Source organism: Bradyrhizobium sp. HKCCYLRH2047, from assembly GCF_051168175.1.
In the GTDB taxonomy this organism is placed as follows: domain Bacteria; phylum Pseudomonadota; class Alphaproteobacteria; order Rhizobiales; family Xanthobacteraceae; genus Bradyrhizobium.
In genome coordinates, this window is the sequence record NZ_JBNPUM010000011.1 from 154,110 (window position 1) to 171,811 (window position 17,702).

Here is a 17,702-nt window from a genome sequence, read left to right on the forward strand (position 1 = left end):
CGTGCGGCTCGCAGCCGTGATGGCTGCGATCTCCGCTTGTCTTTGCATGCGTGCTTGCAAATCCCGTGCTCAGATCGGGCGCGCATGAGCCGTCTCATTCGCTGCCCCTGAATCGTGCTACCAGGCGGTGCTGCTCGCCGGGATAGATCAGCCTGACAGCCGTGAGCGGCTGCCCCTTGCGCCAGGTGTGGCGCTCGATCACGAGGCAGGGTGCGCCGGTCGCGATGTCGAGACCTTCGGCAATTGTATCGTCGGCGACGATGGCGCTGATCGCGTGCTCAGCCTCGGTCCAGGGCACGTGATGCAGCAGCCATGAGCCTGGCGGATCGATCTTGAAGTCGGCCTTGGCCGCATCGGGCACCGCGTCGAGATCGATCAGGCGATCCTCGATTGCGAACGGGACGTTGTCGGCGCTGTGCCGGCAGCGGATCGCAATCACCTTGCACGGTTTCTTGACGCCGAGCCGCTCGCGATCGGCAGCATTGGCCGTGCGGCGGGTCGAGGAGATCAACTGATAGCCGTAGGCGCGGCCGAGCGCGCCGATCTCGGCGCGGATGTCGGGGATCTTCAGCACCGCCGACAGGAATTGCGGACGCCGCACGAACGTGCCGGCGCGACGTCGTCGCTCGATCAGGTCGGCCTGGGCGAGCTCTGAGAGCGCCTTGTTCACGGTCATGCGCGAGCAGCCGTAGCGCGCCATGATCTCGTGCTCGAACGGGATACGATGTCCGGGCGGCCATTCGCCGGTGAGGATGCGGCGCTCGATGTCCTGGCGGATCGTCTTGTAGAGCGTGCCGGCGCCCGGCTTGACGCGATCCTCGGCGAGGCTCATGCGAGCAGCCTCCGCACCGCCGTGTTGAAGCCGCGCCGGGCGGCCTCGCGCGAACGATGATGGCCGCCCTGGACGACCTTGGCGCCGCTCGCCCAGACACAGTCGATGGCGTCGTGCGATGTCGCGAAGATCCAGCCGTCGAGCAGCGCATCCTGCGTCCGCCCTGCGAGCGACGGATGCGACAGATCGAGCGTGACGATATCGGCACGGCCTCCGACCTGGAGTCCGGCGTTGGATTGCGCCAGCGCCTGCGCGCCGCCGGCGAGAGCGGCATCAAACAGCGTTCGGCCCGTCGACGCATGCGGGCCCGACGTCAGCACGTTGCGCTCGCGATGCGTCAGCCGCTGACCGTATTCGAGCTGGCGCAACTCGTCGCTGACGCCGACCAGCACGTTCGAGTCAGTGCCCACGCCAATGCGCCCGTGCGCGCGCAGATAGTCGCGCGCCGGGAAGATGCCGTCGCCGAGGCTGGCTTCGGTGATCGGGCAAAGGCCGGCCGTCGCGCCGCTCCGCGCGAGCGCCGCCGTTTCGTCGGCCGTCATGTGCGTGGCGTGGATCAGGCACCAGCGCGCATCGACGGTGTGGTGATCGAGCAGCCATTGCACCGGACGCCGGCTCGACCAGGCGAGGCATTCCTCGACCTCTTTGACCTGCTCGGCGGCATGGATGTGGATCGGGCCGCCGTCCGCGAGCGGCAGCAGGGCCATCAACTCATCCGGTGCGACAGCGCGCAGGCTGTGCGGCGCGATGCCGAGATTGGCGCCACGAAGCGAGCTGATGGCCTTGCGCGAGGCCGTCAGCAGCGTGGCAAACTGATCGATATTGCAGATGAAGCGCCGCTGGCCGTCATGCGGCGCCGCGCCGCCGAAGCCGCCATGCGCATAGAAGCTCGGCAGCAGCGTCAGGCCGATTCCGGATGTCTGGGCAGCCGCGGCGATGCGCACCGCCATCTCGGCGATATCGGCGTAAGGCGTGCCGTCGCGATCGTGGTGCAGATAATGGAATTCGCCGACCCGCGTGAAGCCGCGCTCGAGCATCTCGACATAGAGCAGCGTCGCGACCGCCTCGACATCCTCGGGACGCATCGACAGCGCGAAGCGGTACATCGTCTCGCGCCACGTCCAGAACGTGTCGGTGGAATGTCCGCTGACCTCGGCAAGCCCGGCCATGCCGCGCTGGAACGCGTGGCTGTGCAGACTGGCGATGCCGGGGATCGCGACCTCGTGTTGCTCGTCTTCTGAGGTCGGAGGCACGCCCGCCGAGACCTGCGCGATCGCGCCGTTGCTGATGACGACCTGCACGTCCTCGGCCCAACCCGTGGGCAGAAGCGCGGATGCGAAGTGCAGTGACGCCATGTTTGATGAGCCCGCTGGACAGAACGGCGGAAGCGAGTTTATGTATAGACATATCGCCCGTCAAGCTTTCGTGAAGGTGGGAGGCAACATGGCCGAGCGTTTCGACCGGATCTGGCGCAATGCGCGGCTGGCAACGCTGCGCGAGAGCGCGGCTGGTCTTGGCGTGATCGAGCAGGGCGGGGTCGCTGCCCGCGACGGCCGCATCGTCTTTGCTGGTCCGCAATCGGATTTCCCGGCCGACGCTGACGCGCCTGAGCTGATCGACTGCGACGGCCGCTGGATCACGCCGGGCCTCGTCGACTGCCACACGCATCTTGTTTACGGCGGCGACCGTGCTCACGAGTTCGAGTTGCGTCTGGCGGGCGCAAGCTATGAGGAGATCGCGCGGGCGGGCGGCGGCATCGTGTCCACCGTGGCCGCCACGCGCGCCGCGAGCGAAGAAGCGCTCATCGCCAGCGCGATGCCGCGGCTCGATGCGCTGATCGCCGAGGGCGTCACCACGATCGAGATCAAGTCCGGCTACGGCCTGGAGACCGCGACCGAGCTGCGGCAATTGTCTGCAGCCCGCGCGCTCGGTGGCAGGCGGCCCGTCTCCGTGCGCACCAGCTTTCTCGGCGCTCATGCGCTGCCGGTCGAAGCGGATGGCGACAGGGATCGCTATATCGATCTCGTCTGCAACGAGATGCTGCCGGCAGTCGCCAAGTCCGGGCTCGCTGATGCCGTCGATGCCTTCATGGAGACCATCGCCTTCTCAGCGGCGCAGGCGACGCGTGTCTTTGCCGCGGCCAAGATGCACGGTCTGCCGGTCAAGCTACATGCCGATCAGCTTTCCAATCTCGGCGGCGCGGCGCTTGCGGCCGAGTTCGGCGCGTTGTCGGCCGATCATCTCGAGCATACCGACGAGGCTGGCGCGGCCGCGATGGCCCGGAGCGGCACTGTCGCCGTGCTGCTGCCCGGCGCGTTCTATTTCATCCGCGAGACGCAGAAGCCGCCAGTCGATCTGTTCCGCAAGCACGGCGCGAAGCTCGCGCTCGCGACCGACTGCAATCCCGGCTCGTCGCCGCTGACATCCTTGTTGCTGGCCATGAACATGGCGGCGACGCTGTTCCGGATGACCGTCGACGAATGCATCGCCGGCGTGACGCGCGAAGGCGCGCGTGCCTTGGGCGTATTGGGCGAGACCGGCACGCTCGAAGCCGGCAAGCGGTGCGATTTGGCGATATGGGACATCGGCCGTCCTGCTGAACTCGTCTATCGCATGGGCTTCAATCCCCTTCATCAGCGCGTCTGGAGAGGGCGATGAGCACGATCGTTGCGGCGCCCGGCCGCGTCGGCCTCGACGACCTCGCGCACGTCTACGCGGGCGCGCCGCTTGCGCTCGATCCGTCCTATTGGCCGCGCGTTGACGCTGCCGCGGCCATCGTCGCCAAGGCGGCGCAGGGCGCCGAGCCGGTCTATGGTATCAACACCGGCTTCGGCAAACTCGCCTCGAAACGCATCCCGCCGGAGCAGACCGCACAGCTCCAGCGCAACCTGATCCTGTCGCATTGCTGTGGTGTCGGGCCCGCCACGCCAGAGCCGGTCGTGCGGCTGATGATAGCGCTTAAAATCATCTCGCTCGGCCGCGGCGCCTCTGGCGTGCGCCGCGAGATCATCGAGCAATTGCAGGCGATGCTGGCGCAGGGTGTGTGTCCGTTTGTGCCACAGCAGGGCTCGGTCGGTGCGTCCGGCGATCTCGCGCCGCTCGCGCATATGACGGCGGTCATGATCGGGGAAGGCCAGGCCTTTCTTGACGGCCGGCTGGTGCCCGGGCGCGAGGCGCTCGCGTGTGCCGGACTTGCGCCGCTCACGCTCGGACCGAAGGAAGGGCTCGCGCTCATCAACGGCACGCAGTTCTCGACGGCCTATGCGCTCGCCGGCCTTTTCCGCGCGCATGATCTGCTCGACGCGGCGCTGGTGACGGGCGCGCTGTCGGTCGATGCCGCGATGGCCTCGACCGCGCCGTTTCGTCCCGAGATCCAGGCGCTGCGCGGCCATCCCGGGCAGATCGCGGCTGGCCGCGTTCTGACCGTGCTGCTCGACGGCAGCGATATCCGCTTATCGCATCTCGAAGGCGACGAGCGCGTGCAGGATCCGTATTGCCTGCGGTGCCAGCCGCAGGTCGCCGGCGCGGCGCTCGATCTGCTCACCCAGGCGGCGCGCACGCTCGTCACTGAAGCCAACGCCGTCACCGACAATCCGCTGGTGCTGGTCGAGACCGGCGAGATCATCTCGGGCGGTAATTTCCACGCCGAGCCGGTGGCGTTTGCCGCCGATCAGATCGCGCTGGCGCTGTCCGAGCTCGGCGCGATCAGCGAGCGGCGCATCGCGACGCTGGTCGACCCCGCGCTGAATTTCGGCCTGCCGCCGTTCCTGACGCCGGAGCCCGGACTCAATTCCGGTTTCATGATCGCGGAGGTGACGGCGGCAGCGCTATTTGCCGAGAACAAGCAGCGTGCGCTGCCCTGCTCGATCGACTCCACGCCGACCAGTGCCAATCAGGAAGATCACGTCTCGATGGCCGCGCACGCGGCGCGGCGGCTGCACGACATGGCAGACAATCTCGCTGCGATCATCGGCATCGAGCTGCTCGTCGCCGCTCAAGGCATCGAGCTGCGAGCGCCGCACAGTACCAGCGCGGCGCTGTCTGCTGTCATTGCCGCGCTTCGCGCGCATGTGCCGGCGCTGGAGCACGACCGCTACATGGCCGACGATCTCGCCAAGGCCGCCGCGCTTGTCAGCGGCGGTGTGCTGGCCGGGGTTGCGACGCATGCACTCGGACGCGATCCGTTCCCCAAGCTTGGATGAGAGGGACCCATGAACCGACGCCTGGACAATGAGCGGGTGATCCGCGCGCCCCATGGCAGCGAGATCAGCGCCAAGAGCTGGCTCACCGAAGCGCCGCTGCGCATGCTGATGAACAATCTCGATCCTGACGTGGCCGAGAAGCCCAGCGAACTGATCGTCTATGGCGGCATCGGCCGCGCCGCGCGCGACTGGGACAGCTTTGATCGCATCGTTGCCTCCTTGCGCAAGCTCGAAGCCGATCAGACGCTTGTCGTGCAGTCCGGCAAGCCGGTCGGCATCTTTCGTACGCACCCGGACGCGCCGCGCGTCCTGATCGCCAACTCCAACATCGTGCCGCATTGGGCGACGCTCGATCACTTCAACGCGCTCGATAAAATGGGCCTGATGATGTACGGCCAGATGACGGCCGGCTCCTGGATCTACATCGGCAGCCAGGGCATCGTGCAGGGCACCTACGAGACGTTCGTCGAGGTCGGCCGTCGCCACTATAAAGGCGATCTCGCCGGCAAATGGATTCTGACTGCTGGCCTTGGTGGCATGGGCGGCGCGCAGCCGCTGGCAGCCACGATGGCCGGTGCGTCGATGCTCGCCGTCGAATGCCAGCCGAGCCGCATCGAGATGCGGCTGCGCACCGGCTATCTCGATCGCCAGGCCGCCTCGCTCGACGAGGCCCTGGCGCTCATGGCCGAGGCTGCCAACACCAAGAAGGCGGTGTCCGTCGGCCTGCTTGGCAACGCCGCCGAGATCTTCCCGGAGCTCGTGCGCCGCGGCGTCCGCCCCGACATCGTCACGGATCAGACCAGCGCGCACGATCCGATCAACGGCTATCTGCCGAAGGGTTGGACGCTCGCCGAATGGGAGGCCAAGCGCGCGTCTGATCCCAAGGCGGTCGAGCAGGCGTCCAAGACGTCGATGGTCGGCCACGTCCAGGCCATGCTGGATTTTCACGCCATGGGCATTCCGACGCTCGACTATGGCAACAACATCCGCCAGATGGCGAAGGACATGGGCCTTGCCAATGCGTTCGATTTTCCGGGATTCGTGCCGGCCTATATCCGCCCGCTGTTCTGCCGCGGCATCGGTCCGTTCCGCTGGGCCGCGCTGTCGGGCGATCCCGAGGACATCTACAAGACCGATGCCAAGGTGAAGGAGCTGCTGCCGGACAACAAGCACCTGCACAACTGGCTCGACATGGCCCGGCAGCGCATCAAGTTCCAAGGCCTGCCGGCGCGGATCTGCTGGGTCGGGCTCGGCGACCGTCATCGCCTCGGTTTGGCCTTCAACGAGATGGTGGCGCGCGGTGAGTTGAAGGCGCCGATCGTGATCGGACGCGATCATCTCGATTCCGGCTCGGTTGCCAGCCCGAACCGGGAGACCGAAGCGATGCGCGACGGCTCCGACGCGGTGTCGGACTGGCCGCTGCTCAACGCGCTGCTCAACTGCGCGAGCGGCGCGACCTGGGTGTCGCTGCATCATGGCGGCGGCGTCGGCATCGGCTATTCGCAGCACGCCGGCATGGTGATCGTCGCCGACGGCACTGATGATGCCGCGCGGCGGCTGGAGCGCGTGTTGTGGAACGATCCGGCGACCGGCGTGATGCGCCATGCCGATGCCGGCTACGAGGATGCCATCGTCTGCGCCGAGGCCAACGGCCTCGATCTGCCGAGCCTCGCCCGCTGATCTCTGATGGGTTGAAGAGCGGCCCCTGATTGTGGTCTCATGCCGGCAACGCGACCGAGACGCGTCGCGGCGCAGGGGACGCTCATGGGAATCGCCTTTCCGTTCTCGGCCATCGTCGGCCAGGACGAGATGAAGCTGGCGCTGATGATCGCTGCCGTCGATCCCAAGGTCGGCGGCGTGCTGGCCTTTGGCGATCGCGGCGCCGGCAAGTCCACCGCGGTGCGCGCGCTCGCCGCGCTGCTGCCGCCGATGAGCGCGGTGGTCGGCTGTCCCTATCAATGCGATCCGGCCGACGTCGCCGCGCAATGCGCCGCGTGTCGCGCGCGCTCCAAGCCGAGCGGCAAGGCGAAGAAGCCGGCGGCGTTGAAGGCGCATCAGGTGCCGGTGCCGGTGATCGACCTGCCGCTCGGCGCCACCGAGGACCGCGTCGTCGGCGCGCTCGATCTGGAGCGTGCGCTGGCTCATGGCGAGAAATCGTTCGAGCCGGGATTGCTGGCGCGCGCCAACAGAGGCTTTCTCTATATCGACGAGGTCAATCTGCTGGAGGATCATCTCGTCGATCTTCTGCTCGACGTCGCCGCCTCCGGCGAGAACGTCGTCGAGCGCGATGGCCTCAGCATCCGCCATCCGGCGCGCGTGGTGCTGGTCGGGACCGGTAATCCGGAGGAGGGCGAGCTGCGGCCGCAACTGCTCGATCGCTTCGGTCTCTCGGTCGAGGTCAAGACGCCCCCTGACCTGCCGACGCGCATCGAGGTGATCAAGCGGCGTGACGCGTTCGAGACAAATCCCACGGCGTTCGTCGGGCATTGGGAGAAGGAGGAGGCCAAGCAGCGCAAGCGCATCCTGGCCGCGCGCGAGCACATCGGCTCGGTGAAAGTCGCCGATCGCGAGCTGGAGCAGGCGGCGCGGCTGTGCATGGCGCTCGGCACCGATGGCCTGCGCGGCGAGCTCACCTTGATGCGTGCGGCGCGCGCCGCGGCGGCGCTGGACGGCGTTAAGGCGGTCGATGACGGCCATCTCAAGACGGTGGCGCCGATGGCGCTGCGGCACCGTCTCAGGCGCAATCCGCTCGACGATTCCGGCTCGTCGGTGCGGGTCGAGCGCGCGCTCGCCGAGCTGTTTGCAACGTGAGCGACGGCGCTACGATCTGGGCCGATGCGATGATCGCGGCCGCGCTGGTGGCGATCGATCCGCCGGCCGCGTCGGTGCTGTTGCGTGCGGGCGCGGGACCGGTGCGCGATCAGTGGCTCGATCTGTTGCACGACTTGATGCCGTCGTCGACGCCTTTGCGCAAGCTGCCGCCGTCGATCTCCGACGATCGCCTGCTTGGCGGCATCGATCTTGCCGCGACGTTGCAGGCGGGGCGGCCGGTGCTGCAACGTGGGCTGCTCGCCGATGCCGATGGCGGCGGGCTGATCGCCGTGATGGCCGAGCGCATGTCGCAGTCGACGGTCGCACATCTCTGTGTTGCCCTCGACACCGGGGCTATCAGCATCGAGCGCGATGGCATGTCGCTGCGCGCGCCGGCTCGGCTCGGACTGATTGCGCTCGACGAGGGCATCGGTGATGAGCGCGTGTCGCCTGCCTTGGCCGACCGCCTGGCCTGCCATCTCGATCTCAGCAAAGTTGCGCGCGTCGATCTCGGCGAGAGCCTGTTCGACTCGTCCGACATCGCAGCAGCGCGTGCGCTGCTGCCGCAGGTCCGTTTCCCGGACGAGGCGATCGCGGCGCTGACGACGACGGCCTGTGCGCTCGGCATCGACTCGCTGCGCGCGCCGTTGCTCGCCTGTCGCGTCGCGCGCATCGCAGCGGCGCTTGATGGCAAGGTCGAAGTCGCAGACTCGCACGTCGCCTGCGCCGCGCGGCTGGTGCTGGCGCCGCGCGCCACCCGGCTGCCTGCAGCGGATGACGAGACCGAGAACAGCGAGGCGCCGGAGCCCGAGAATGAGTCGGCCGAGAGTGAGGACGACGACCGCAGCGAGAACGGTCCGCTCGAGGATCGCGTGCTCGAAGCGGCGCAGGCGGCCATTCCACTCGACCTGCTGAAGCGGCTGCAGGAGGAACGCGCGACCCGAATCCGCAGCAGCAGCGTCAGCAAGCAGGGCACCGCTCAGAAGGCGCCGAAGCGCGGCCGTCCGATCGGCGCCCGTCGTGGCGAATGGCGCGCCGGCGCGCGGCTCAACGTGCTTGAGACTCTTCGCGCGGCAGCGCCGTGGCAGCCGCTGCGGCGGCGGACGCAACGTTCCGGCAAGAGCGGCCGGCTGATCGTGCACAAGGACGACATTCGCATCACCCGCTTCAAGCTGCGCTCGGGCACCACGACGATCTTCGTCGTCGATGCCTCCGGCTCCTCGGCCTTGCAGCGGCTTGCGGAAGTGAAGGGCGCCGTCGAGCTGCTGCTGGCCGAATGCTACATCCGCCGCGACGAGGTCGCGCTGATCGCGTTTCGCGGCAAGGGCGCCGAGCTCTTGCTGCCGCCGACGCGCTCGCTGACGCGCGCCAAGCGCAGTCTCGCGGCGCTGCCCGGCGGCGGCGGCACGCCGCTGTCGGCGGCGATCTTCGCCGCCACCGAGCTCGCGCTCGCCGTGAAGGCCAAGGGCCAGGCGCCGACCATCGTGCTGATGACCGACGGCCGGGCCAATGTCGCGCGCGATGGCGGCGGCCGCGGCGAGGCCGAGGCGGAGGCGCTGGTCGCTGCGAAGCAGCTCGCGCTGACCGGCATTCCGGTCGTGCTGGTCGATTCCTCGCCTCGCCCGCAGGACAAGGCCGCGCAGCTCGCCGGTGCGATGCAAGCGCGTTACGTCGCGCTGCCTCATGCCGATGCCGCACGGTTGTCGCAGGCCGTCATGGCGCAAGCCGGCCGCGGCTGACGGCGCTGGAACCCGCGGCGTCAAGCGGCGTTCCAACGGTGACTGACAAGACGTTCGGTCATCGCTATGCTCGTCCCGGTCGGTCGGCAGTGGTGGACTCTGCTATCCGCAGGAAAAAGCCAGACAGGAGCACGCCATGCAGGTCGCTTCGACCACACAGAGTGATCATGCCTCTGCTCCGGGCGTGGTCACGATGCCCCCGCCGTTGTCCGCGCCGCGCTTCGAACTTACGGATGCGCGCGTCGGACGCATCACCTGCTATGGCGATGGCCCGGCGGCGCCGGGCGATCGACGGCCGCTGTTGCTCATTCACAGCGTCAACGCCGCGGCGACGGCCTACGAGATGAAGCCGCTGTTCGAGCACTACCGCCAGACGCGTCCCGTCTATGCGCTCGATCTGCCGGGCTTCGGCCTGTCCGACCGTGCCGATCGCATCTACACACCGCGCATCATGACCGACGCGATCCTGCTCGCGGCGAACGAGATTCGCCGCCGTCATGGCGACGCCGCGATCGACGCCATCGCGCTGTCGCTCGGCTGCGAGTTCGCCGCGCGCGCCGGCACCGAGGCGCCGAACCTGTTTCGCACCTTGGCGCTGCTCAGCCCGACCGGCTTCGATCGCCGCGCCGAGGCCGCAGCCAAGACGGCTGGCAACAAGGACACGACCCGCGCCATGCCATGGGTGCGCAACATCCTCAACGTCCCCCTGTGGAAGCACGGATTCTTCACCCTGCTGACCTCGCGCGCCAGCATTCGTTTTTTCCTGCAGAAGACCTTTGGTCGCAAGGACATCGACGAGGGCCTTTTGGAATACGACTACATCACCACGCACCAGCCCGGCGCCGAGAACGCGCCGTATTCGTTCGTCTCCGGCTATCTGTTCAGCACCAATGCCGTGAAGCTCTACCAGGCACTGGCGATGCCGGTCTGGATGGTGCATGGCGTGCGCGGCGATTTCGTCGACTATCACGGCAAGCACGCCGTCGAGGCTCTGCCCAACTGGCGGATCGAGGTGATGCAGACCGGGGCGATGCCGCATTTCGAACAGCTTGATAAAGTCGTCGCCAGCTACGATGATTTCCTGACGCGCGCGGCCGATCGTTGACGGTGCCGGCGGCGTCCAACCGCGTGGGCCGGCATGAGCGACAAGCCGAACTGGAGCGTCGACGGCAGCGACTGGCCCAACCGGGCGGCCAGCCGCTTCGTCGAGGCCGCGGGCCTGCGCTGGCACGTTCAGATCATGGGCGAGGGGCCAGTCGCGCTGCTCGCCCACGGCACCGGAGCCGCGACCCATTCCTGGCGCGATCTCGCGCCGCTGCTCGCCAGGCACTTCACCGTCGTCGCGCCGGATCTCTCCGGCCACGGCTTCACCTCCACGCCGCATTGGCGGCGGCTGTCGCTCGACGGCATGTCGCGCGATCTCGCTGGCCTCTGCGAGAAGCTTGCGATCGCGCCTGAAATCGCGATCGGCCATTCCGCGGGCGCGGCGATCCTGACCCGCATGACGCTCGATGGCCTGATCACGCCGAAGCTGATCGTCAGCCTCAACGGCGCCTATCTGCCGTTCGGCGGCGCGGCCGCGCAGTTCCTGTCGCCGCTCGCCAAGATGATGGCGCTCAATCCGCTGGTGCCGCGGCTGTTCGCCTGGCGGGGCCGCGATCCGGCGGCGGTGCATCGGCTGCTGAAGGGGACCGGCTCGACGATCGACGCGACAGGCGAGCGGCTGTATCGGCGGCTGGTCGGCAGCCCCGGCCATGTCGGCGCCGCGCTCGAGATGATGGCGAACTGGGACCTGCATCCGCTTGGGCGCGAGCTGCCGCGGTTGAAGACCGCGCTGCTTATGGTCGCGGCCGCGCATGACCGTGCCATTCCGCCAGACGTCGCGCGTCGCGTCCAGCAATCGGTGCCTCAGGCGCAGCTCGAACTCATTGATGGCCTTGGTCATTTGGCCCATGAGGAGCAGCCGGCGAGGATTGCGGGCCTGATCGTCAACGCCGCCGAGCGCGCCGGCGTGCTCGCAGTGCAGCAGGAAACGTCAAACTAGATTGACATTTTTTGGCTGGCGGAAGCGTCAATTTCAATTTACGCTTTCGCCTATGCTCGACGTCTCCACCATCAAGGCCGCTGTCCCGGCTGCGCTCGGAGACCGGCCGCATGCGGTGGTGATCGGCTCCGGCTTCGGCGGCCTCGCCGCAGCGGTCCGGCTCGGTGCGCGCGGCTATCGCGTCACCGTCTACGAGCAGCTCGACGCGCCCGGCGGCCGCGCCTATGTGCATCGCCAGGACGGCTTCACCTTCGATGCCGGCCCGACCATCGTCACCGCGCCGTTCCTGTTCGAGGAGCTATGGCAGCTGTGCGGTCGGAGGATGTCCGACGACGTCACGCTCAAGCCGATCTCGCCGTTCTATCGCATCCGGTTCGACGACGGCACCGTGTTCGACTGCTCGGGCGACCCGGCCGAGATGCGCGCCGAGGTGGCGCGGCTGTCGCCCGGCGACGTCGACGGCTACGAGCGCTTCATGAAGGCGAGCGAGGCGATCTTCAGAAAGGGCTTCGAGGAGCTTGGCGACGTGCCGTTCCTGTCGTTCATGGACATGGCCAAGATCGCGCCGGCGATGATCAAGCTGCAGAGCTTTCGCTCGGTCTATGGCCTCGTCTCGCACTATGTCCGCGACGAGCGGCTGCGCATCATCCTCAGCTTCCATCCGCTGCTGATCGGCGGCAACCCGTTTACGACCACGTCGATCTACTGCCTGATCGCCTATCTCGAGCGGCGCTGGGGCGTGCACTTTGCGATGGGGGGCACCGGCGCGCTCGTCGAGGGACTCGTCGACCTGATCGAGGGGCAGGGCGGTGCGGTGCGCTGTTCGACCCCCGTCGCGGAGATCACGACCAGGAACGGCGCCGCCACCGGCGTGCGACTCGCCTCCGGCGAGACGATCGCGGCCGACGTCGTCGTTTCCAATGGCTGCGCGGCCTGGACCTACAAGCATCTGCTGCCGAGCGTGCCGCGCCGGCGCTGGACCGATGCGCGCATCGACCGTGCGCGCTATTCGATGAGCCTGTTCGTCTGGTATTTCGGCACGAAGCGCCGCTACGACGACGTTCAGCATCACACCATCCTGCTCGGCCCGCGCTATCGCGAGCTGCTCGACGACATCTTCCGCCGCAAGGTCCTGGCGGATGATTTCAGCCTCTATCTGCACCGGCCGACCGCAACCGATCCGTCGCTGGCGCCCGACGGCTGCGATGCCTTCTACGTGCTGTCGCCGGTGCCGCATCAGGAGAGCGGCATCGACTGGTCGGCGACGGCCGAGCCGTTCCGCAAGCGGATCGAGACCGCGCTGAGCGACACGCTGCTGCCGGACCTTGCCGGCGAGATCGTCACGTCGCGGCTGCTGACGCCGGATGATTTCGAGCATCGCCTGTCGTCCTATCGCGGCGCGGCGTTCGGGCTCGAGCCGGTGCTGATGCAGAGCGCCTGGTTCCGGCCGCACAACAAGAGCGAAGAGGTCGAGCGGCTCTATCTGGTCGGCGCGGGCACCCATCCCGGCGCCGGCCTGCCGGGCGTGCTGTCCTCGGCGCGTGTGCTCGATGATCTCGTGCCCGCGCCGCATGAGCTGGAGCGGCGATGAGCTGGCAAACGGACATTGCGATCTGTCGGCGGATGTTGCGGGGCGGATCGAAGACGTTCTTTGCCGCCTCGAAAGTGCTGCCCCGCGCGGTCGGCGATCCCGCCGTCGCACTCTACGCGTTCTGCCGCGAGGCCGATGACGCGATCGACGGGCCCGGCCGCCGCGTCGACGCCGTCGAGCTGCTGCACGAACGGCTCGACCGGATCTATGATGGCGCGCCGGACGACAGTCCCGTCGATCGCGCGCTGGCCGGCGTCGTGGCGCATTTCACGATTCCGCGCGCGCTGCCGGAGGCGCTGCTCGAAGGTCTCGCCTGGGACGCCCAGGGGCGCCGCTATGAGACCCTGAGCGACGTGCTCGCCTATGCCGTGCGCGTCGCCGGCACGGTCGGCGTGATGATGTCGCTGCTGATGAACCGGCGCGAGGCCGGGACGATCGGACGCGCCTGCGACCTCGGCATCGCCATGCAGCTCACCAACATTGCCCGCGACGTCGGCGAGGACGCGCGCGCCGGCCGGCTCTATCTGCCGCGGCAATGGCTGCGCGAGGCGGGTCTCGATGTCGAGACCTGGCGTGCCGCGCCGTTCTTCGACGACCGCATCGGCCGGGTCACCGCGCGACTGCTCGCAGTCGCCGACGTGTTCTATGCGCGCGCTTCCGCAGGCATCGCCGATCTGCCGTGGAGTTGCCGGCCCGGCATCCATGCGGCGCGGCTGATCTATGCCGAGATCGGCCGCGAGGTCGCACGTGCCGAATTCGATTCGCTGTCACGGCGCGCATTCGTCTCGATGCCGCGCAAGCTGCAGCTTCTCGGCAAGGCCGCGGTGATGTCGCTGCTGCAGGAGCAGCCGTCGCTGGCGCCGCCGCGGCCGGAGGCGCGCATTTTGATCGAGGCGGTCGTCGCGGCGGATGCGCAGCGCCCGCACGAGATCGCGCCGCCGCGCCGGACTGTTCACGATCGCGCGCTGTGGGTGCTCGACCTGTTCGAGCGCCTGGAGCGACGCGATCAGTTGTTGCGCTCGGGGCGGTCGTCGTAGCGAGGCGAGGTCGTCGGCATGACGGTAAGGCGGCCGGCGCGGATTGCAGCGCTCGGAAAGCCGCGCGTGAGACGCTCAGATGCGGAAGGCCAAGGTCAGACCCGCGAGTGACGCGCCATGAGCGAGATGGGGGGCCTGCTCGAATTCGTCGTCGTCGCGATGTGCATCGCCGGCTGGCTCGTGCTCGAATGGCAGGGCCGCCGCCTCGACCGCCAGCGCGCCGAGCGCGAGGCCAGGGAACGCGAAGCGGAGAAGCGGTAGGGTGGGGGAGGCGGATTCACGTCTCAAACAGCGATCGACATAGCTTCGCGTTCTCGCGGCAGATGTTGCCCGAGCTTTGCGATCAGGTCGTCCCTCGCGAGAGTGCAGAGGGCGCAGGGAATGCCGGGTGAAGGCCCCACCCATGGCCCGCCTGCAGAAAAAATGCAGGCGGCAGGTACCACAGGCAAAGCCGGTTCAACCGGCATTCCCTGCGCGACGGTCTTCACGCTTATACGCAGTCTCCCTGGTGCGCCGGGCTTGTTGGCCACCATCACCACGCGGCACATCAGCGCCATCGCGGCTTGATACCAGCGTCGGGGTATCAGGACGCTGCGATTTCACGTCCGCAAGCTGCCGTTCGTCCGCGCATCCGAAGACACGCTGCGGCAACATCGCGGCCATCGCATCCCCACCTCGCGTGTCGTGACGATCGCGCGCTACGCCCCTCTGCGGTGAGGCGGGATGCGCGGAGATAATCATGATTCACGAAAAATCGCAAGAGATTTATTTTTATCGGAAGTCGGCGCCATGTTCTCAGTCGTCGTCCCGGCGAACGCCGGGACCCATACCCCCAGGGAGCGGTTTGAGGCAGGCTGGCTATTGGCATTTTGCCCATCATTAAGGCCGCGGCGTATGGATCCCGGATCGGCGCTGTGACGCGCTGGGGCGCGTCACGGCTTGTCCGGGACGACACCTGTTGGTTTGTCGCGAAAGCACACGCCCTGGGGCGAAGCGTTTGCGTTCTTATCGGCCTCTTGATCAACCTCGTCCTCTCCGGCCCTCACCACCGCGGCATCCGGAACGGCAGCATGGCCTGCACGATCGGCATCTGGAAGCGGTCGAGCGACAGGCTCTCATGCATCACCGCGACATCCTCGCCGTGCAGACGGGCGGCGAGATGGGAGCGCGCGTAGAACGGGGCGTCCTCCAGCGTGCTCACGACGCGCACCGGTGCGTCGGCGTCGGCGCGGGCGCTGCGGTCGACGCGCCACAGCGTCTTGCGCAAAGGCGCCTCCGTGAGCGGCGTGATCGATTCCAGACGGCCCGCGGGGTCGACGTGCAGCGCGAGCGACGTATCGGCGCCGTCGCGCGCGACCGTGTCATAGGAGATCACGGTGCCGGTGCGCGTCGCCGCGCGCGACCATTGCCAGCTCTGGAAGTCGCGCTCCAGCGGCGCGTCGCCATGGTTGATGTCGAAATAGCCGTCGCCGCGCCAGTGCAGATCCGGATGATCGAAATCGACCGACACGCGGCAGCATGGCGCGATCGGCTGCCAGCGGTGGCGTCCCTCGGTATCGAGCGTGAACGCGATCTCGTTCAGCGCCGTCGGCACGACGCGGACGCGACCGCGCAGCGGCAGCGGCCAGGGCACGCTGACCTCGCTGATCTCGATGGTGAGCTCGCGGCCGTTCCAGGCGAGGCTGCTCGGACCGAGCCCGAGGCTCGCAGGCTCGCGCGTGATTGCGCCGCGTCCGCGCTCGGTCATGGCCCAGCGCCGCGCGCGCGCGCCATAGAGCGCAACGTTGAGCGCACAGTGATTTTCGGGATCAGCCGCTCCCCGCCGCCGCACCCACGCGTAGTACGGCGAGAACACGCTGCCGACGAAGGCGATGAGCGTCATGCCGAAGCGGCCGTCATCGCTCAGCGCGTCGACATACCACCACGCATAGCCGTGGTCCGGGACAATGCGGTCGAAGCAAGGTCCGCGATCGCCCGCGCAGCGGCCATCCGGCCCGACAGCGCCGCCATCGGCACGCCCGGTCCCGGATGCGCGCTGCCCCCCGCCACGTAGAGCCCCGGCAGCCTGGTCGGCGCGCCCGGCCGCTGGAACGATGCCATCCAGCCGTGCGAGCTGCGGCCGTACAGCGCGCCCCCCGTGCCCGGAAACATCCGGTTGAAGTCCGTCGGCGTTGTCACGCGGGTCAATTCCGGCGTCGTCGCGATGCTGAGGCCGCAGCGCTGCAACAGGTCGAAGGTCTGGCGGGCACATTGGCTGATCTCCGAGGGAGCGAAGCGATGATGATCACCTGACGCGGGCGCGTTGATCAGGACGAACAGCGGCTCGTTGCCGCCGGCCTCGCGCGGCTGGTCGTCGCGATCCTGCGCGCAGACATAGACGGTGGGCTCGGCCGGCATCGCGCGGCGGTCGATCAGCTGATCGAACTCGGCGCGGTAGTCGCGCGAGAAGAACACGTTGTGCCGCACCAGCGGAAAGCCGTCGGCCCGCGCGAGGCAGCTCCAGGTCATCGCCGAGAGCGAGCGCGCGGACTGCGGGATCGCCGGCAGCGCGCGCGCGGCGTCCGCGCCAAACAGCCCCTGCGCCAGCGCGGCGACATCGGCCGTCGCGATGACGGCGTTGGCGGTGATCTGCTCACCGGTCGCGAGCCGTACGCCCGCGGCGCGACTGGCGCTCGTGACGATGCCGGCGACCTCGGCGTCATAGCGGATGCTGACGCCGTGGCGCCGCGCCAGCGCCGCGAGGCACGCGGCGAGCTCGTGCATGCCGCCGTCGATCAGCCACACGCCGGCCTGCTCGACATGGGCGACCAGCATCAGCGTCGCCGGCGCATGGAAGGGCGACGAGCCGCAATAGGTCGCGTAGCGGCCGAACAACTGCTGCAGTCGGGCATCGCGGAAATAGCCCCCGAGCGCCTTCCACAGCGTCTGGAACGGACGGATCGCCGTGAGATCGCGGAAGCCGGCATTGCGCAGCAGATGCGTCATGCTCGGCGCCGGGGTGCGGATGAAGGGATCCCTGAGCACCTCGAAGATGCGGCGGGCGTCGCGGCAGAACGCGCGATAGCCCTCGGCCTCGCTGCGTCCGGCGAAACGACCGATGGCGTCAGCGGACCGGTCCTCGTCGGCGAACAGATCGAGCGTGCGGCGATCGGTCCAGGCGTGGCGGGCGAGAACGTCGAGCGGGGTGAGGGTGAGGTGATCGTCGAGCGATGTGCCGATGTCGGCGAACAGCTCCTCGAACACCCAGCGCATCGTGAACACGGTGGGGCCGGAGTCGATCCGGGCAGGGCCGATCGCGATCTGGCGCATCTTGCCGCCAGGCGCGGCGGCGCGCTCGATCACGGTCACCTCGGCGCCACGCGCGGCGAGGGTGAGCGCGGCGCTGAGGCCGGCGATGCCGGCGCCAACCACGATCACGCGGTGATCGGCCATCGCTTGTGCTCCTG

Annotated in this window: 14 protein-coding genes; 10 read left to right on the top strand and 4 right to left on the bottom strand. The window is 68.2% G+C overall.

The features are described from left to right. Positions 1 to 94: 94 nt before the first annotated feature. Together hutC and ACQR1D_RS25105 are read right to left on the bottom strand one after the other, a co-directional pair. Entirely contained in the window at positions 95 to 832 is a 738-nt protein-coding gene (gene hutC, locus ACQR1D_RS25100) for a histidine utilization repressor (protein ID WP_315803423.1), read from the bottom strand. After that, complete coding sequence (locus ACQR1D_RS25105; RefSeq protein ID WP_434840064.1) at positions 829 to 2,187, bottom strand: formimidoylglutamate deiminase; 1,359 nt, start codon at positions 2,185 to 2,187, stop codon at positions 829 to 831. Before ACQR1D_RS25105 ends, hutC begins: the two co-directional genes overlap by 4 nt. 88 nt (positions 2,188 to 2,275) lie before the next feature. Here ACQR1D_RS25105 and hutI point away from each other — a divergent pair, with 88 nt between their 5' ends. The 10 genes from hutI to ACQR1D_RS25155 all read left to right on the top strand — a co-directional run bounded on the left by hutI (position 2,276) and on the right by ACQR1D_RS25155 (position 14,517). Further along, positions 2,276 to 3,490, top strand: a complete 1,215-nt coding sequence (hutI, locus tag ACQR1D_RS25110; protein WP_434840065.1) for an imidazolonepropionase — start codon at positions 2,276 to 2,278, stop codon at positions 3,488 to 3,490. After that, the gene (gene hutH / locus ACQR1D_RS25115; RefSeq protein WP_316237540.1) at positions 3,487 to 5,034 is read left to right on the top strand and encodes a histidine ammonia-lyase; all 1,548 of its coding nucleotides are present in this window, start codon (positions 3,487 to 3,489) and stop codon (positions 5,032 to 5,034) included. The genes hutI and hutH overlap by 4 nt, the downstream gene beginning before the upstream one ends. A 9-nt stretch (positions 5,035 to 5,043) precedes the next feature. Beyond that, complete coding sequence (gene hutU, locus ACQR1D_RS25120; protein ID WP_434840066.1) at positions 5,044 to 6,714, top strand: urocanate hydratase; 1,671 nt, start codon at positions 5,044 to 5,046, stop codon at positions 6,712 to 6,714. Positions 6,715 to 6,798: 84 nt separating this feature from the next. After that, positions 6,799 to 7,845 (top strand): magnesium chelatase ATPase subunit I, encoded by a 1,047-nt coding sequence (gene bchI, locus ACQR1D_RS25125; RefSeq protein ID WP_434840067.1) that lies wholly within the window; start codon positions 6,799 to 6,801, stop codon positions 7,843 to 7,845. Beyond that, positions 7,842 to 9,584, top strand: coding sequence for a magnesium chelatase subunit D (locus ACQR1D_RS25130; RefSeq protein WP_434840068.1), 1,743 nt, complete (start codon positions 7,842 to 7,844; stop codon positions 9,582 to 9,584). Before bchI ends, ACQR1D_RS25130 begins: the two co-directional genes overlap by 4 nt. Before the next feature lie 136 nt (positions 9,585 to 9,720). Continuing rightward, on the top strand, positions 9,721 to 10,689 hold the full coding sequence (locus ACQR1D_RS25135) for an alpha/beta fold hydrolase (protein WP_434840069.1): 969 nt from the start codon (positions 9,721 to 9,723) through the stop codon (positions 10,687 to 10,689). A 33-nt stretch (positions 10,690 to 10,722) separates the two neighbouring features. Continuing rightward, the gene (gene bchO, locus ACQR1D_RS25140; RefSeq protein ID WP_434840070.1) at positions 10,723 to 11,628 is read left to right on the top strand and encodes an alpha/beta fold hydrolase BchO; all 906 of its coding nucleotides are present in this window, start codon (positions 10,723 to 10,725) and stop codon (positions 11,626 to 11,628) included. 52 nt (positions 11,629 to 11,680) lie between these two features. Next, a complete protein-coding gene (locus ACQR1D_RS25145) occupies positions 11,681 to 13,219 on the top strand; it encodes a phytoene desaturase (protein ID WP_434840071.1) in 1,539 nt (512 codons plus the stop codon). Beyond that, a complete protein-coding gene (locus ACQR1D_RS25150) occupies positions 13,216 to 14,256 on the top strand; it encodes a phytoene/squalene synthase family protein (RefSeq protein ID WP_434840072.1) in 1,041 nt (346 codons plus the stop codon). The genes ACQR1D_RS25145 and ACQR1D_RS25150 overlap by 4 nt, the downstream gene beginning before the upstream one ends. A gap of 117 nt (positions 14,257 to 14,373) precedes the next feature. Next, positions 14,374 to 14,517: a hypothetical protein gene (locus tag ACQR1D_RS25155; RefSeq protein ID WP_315803434.1), complete on the top strand. Its 144-nt coding sequence runs from the start codon at positions 14,374 to 14,376 to the stop codon at positions 14,515 to 14,517. 781 nt (positions 14,518 to 15,298) lie between these two features. Here the strand turns inward: ACQR1D_RS25155 and ACQR1D_RS25160 are convergent. Both ACQR1D_RS25160 and crtD read right to left on the bottom strand, forming a co-directional pair. Continuing rightward, on the bottom strand, positions 15,299 to 16,138 hold the full coding sequence (locus ACQR1D_RS25160) for a hydratase (protein WP_434840073.1): 840 nt from the start codon (positions 16,136 to 16,138) through the stop codon (positions 15,299 to 15,301). Between the two features lie 20 nt (positions 16,139 to 16,158). Continuing rightward, a complete protein-coding gene (gene crtD / locus ACQR1D_RS25165; RefSeq protein ID WP_434840074.1) occupies positions 16,159 to 17,688 on the bottom strand; it encodes a 1-hydroxycarotenoid 3,4-desaturase CrtD in 1,530 nt (509 codons plus the stop codon). Positions 17,689 to 17,702 lie beyond the last annotated feature (14 nt).